This is a genomic window from Tunicatimonas sp. (genome assembly GCF_049647865.1).
Classification (GTDB): domain Bacteria; phylum Bacteroidota; class Bacteroidia; order Cytophagales; family Cyclobacteriaceae; genus Tunicatimonas.
Window position 1 is genome coordinate 1 of sequence record NZ_JBARYM010000441.1, and the last position, 2,541, is coordinate 2,541.

Below are 2,541 nucleotides of genomic sequence, written 5' to 3' on the forward strand. Positions count from 1 at the left end.
ATAGACGGATAGACATTCTCTGGGTTGAGCAGGTACTTTTGTCGCCACTTGTAACTGCGCTCTGAATACGGCGATGCCCATACGTCTTTGATGCCCTGAATAATTTTTGCCTTATCAACTACATTGAATAAAGTTAAATTTAAACCCGCCCCGGTAAACTCCTTCAAGTCTTCCATATTCGTATCGCTTCTTAGAAAAACGGGTACGCTACCGAGGGGCTTACCTAAAATGTCTTGAAAGTCAGATGTCAGTCGTTCCGTAAATTCTGGTAAAAGTGGCATCTCTTTAATAGCCGCTCTTAATATTTCTAGTTGTTGAAGAGTGTAGTTTTCTATTTCTTCTTCAGTACTACCGTTGGAGCGCATGGTAGTGGTTGCTTGGTAGACATCCTTTAGTTGCGCCCAATAAGAGTGATCAGAGCCGGGTATTTTCTGTTGCATATGCTTATAGAAAATGCCGAAAGGAATTACTAATCCTTCCACTACCTGGGTGGGGAACAACTGCTTTAGCTGACCCAAGTTAGCCGCTTTTGGCCCACATAAAACTCCTGAGTCAGTTGATTTTACATTACGCAGATGTAGAATTTTGTCTTGGTCAAGCACCACATTTTCTACGGGCACCCTAATCTTATTTTCCTTTCTTTTCTTTACCTCAAAGAGAGCCTTCTCCTGCGGTGTCATTTCTGTGGCTAGCTTCATTAGTACGGTTCCTTTATTAGACACTGCGTAGAAAACCTCCTGACCACTGTATTTCTTCAAGTTTTGTAGATTCTCATCGGAAATTACGGCATTAGGAATTCCTAAGTTACGGGCCATGAGTTGAACATGAGAAACCAAATTGCCTTCCGAGACCGTAGCAATTCCCGCCACTGGCTTGAGATCAGATGGGGGCTTTTCCAAGATATAGATCTTGTCACTAGATACGTTTAATGCTTCTGATGATCCCGAGATAACCACTAATTCACCTGTAGCATATCCGGGATTTAATCCCCGAATTTCACTCTGATCGGGGAGGGTTAAAACCTGATTTGAGAAGCCAGACTGCTGAGCAATAAGTTCACCAAGCAGTCCGACACTCTTGCCTAACGGTAGCAACACCGATGCCCTTATTCTATCATCAATAAATCCATAGGCTAAAGGCTCAAATTCACTATAGGTGGTTACTGGTTCCTGATAACTAGCCTTTACGGTGCCAATTCCCCATTCTACCGCCCGGCGGGCCATGGTCAAGTACCAATTGAGGCGATCTAATGACAGCGTTTTATCACCAGCAATCTCCAATTCGGAATGCAACTTCTCCCATTCCCACAGTTCCAGAAAGCCCATACCCGCTGCTGATTGGGCTAGCACGTTAATTTTCAGCAGTAGTTCACTCAATTCACTTACTTTCCATTTGGAAACTTCTTTGAATATAATTTCTTCAAGAAGAAGCGAAATATCTAACAGGGCTAATCGGCCTTCACTCGATTTTTCGCTCAGAATATCCTTTCTGATAAGGTACAGGAGTTCGGTGGTGGATTTTATTTTTTGAGCCGATGAAGAGGACTGAGGGTAGTTTTCTGCATAGCTTTTTACGGCTAGTTTTAGAGGCGAATTAGCTGAAACCGGCTTACTGTATTGTACAATTAGGGTAGTATTTACCGGCTGATAGAACTCATCCATCGTCGCGATAAGCTCATCAAATTTCTTGAGTAAATCAGGCGTTAGTTTCGAAGTATGCTGCTGCTTAAAATTCTTGACCTTGACAATATCGTTGGCTTCGGGCTGCCCGTGTAGTTTAATGCGTAGATCCATAAAAGGAGCGTACTGATCCGATAAGAACTTGGATTGACTTCTTATTAGTTGCGCTTTGTTATTATCTCCTTTATGAGGTACATCTTTCAGCGACTGCCGAACAAGAAAGTATTGCTTGGTGAGCAACTGGTTATCGCTTAGTATTTTCAAGTAAAAATCTTTGCCCCAGCTTTCTTCATCTTCTGATTGAAAAGCCCCCCGGTAATATTGTGCTTTTCTGTTGATCCAACCATCATCAACCGCGCGCAAGTACTTTTCCAATTGATACTGTACTAAACGAGAGTTGCTATTCTTCGCATCAAGGAAATCGCCGTAGCGCGTAGTAGATAATATCTGGCCTAAGTAGATTTGGTTGCTCTTAGCCAAGCTTTCTACTTCATCTTTGTAACGAGCGCGTTGTACTCCTCCCGTCTGAGCACAACGTTCTTGGGGGGGGACGACAGAGCCATCAGGGCAAAACCACCTTATGTCTTTATAAGGGCCTCGGTTTTCATTTTTGTAGCTTTTTACGCGCTTCGAAATTGTTTCAGCGTCTATATCTTGAGCAACTGACGAAGTTAAAACCCAAAAGTTGGTAGCGATTACTGTGATGATTAAGATCGCACGGGTATTCAGCATAAAAATTAGTGTTAATCTAAGCGACGAAGTTAGCCAATATAATTATGAATTAGCAGTGAGAAAAAATCAATGGTTAAATAGGTGCATTTTTGTTCAGCTAACTACTTTTTTCAATGAAGCTAGTTGGAAG

At 42.3% G+C, this 2,541-nt stretch carries 1 protein-coding gene; it reads right to left on the reverse strand.

What is annotated here, in order from left to right; all coding sequences use genetic code 11:
- The coding region (locus tag WBA23_RS13175; RefSeq protein WP_424582740.1) for a PEP/pyruvate-binding domain-containing protein at positions 1–2,411 on the reverse strand (2,411 nt) is incomplete at its 3' end.
- Between the last annotated feature and the right edge of the window lie 130 nt (positions 2,412–2,541).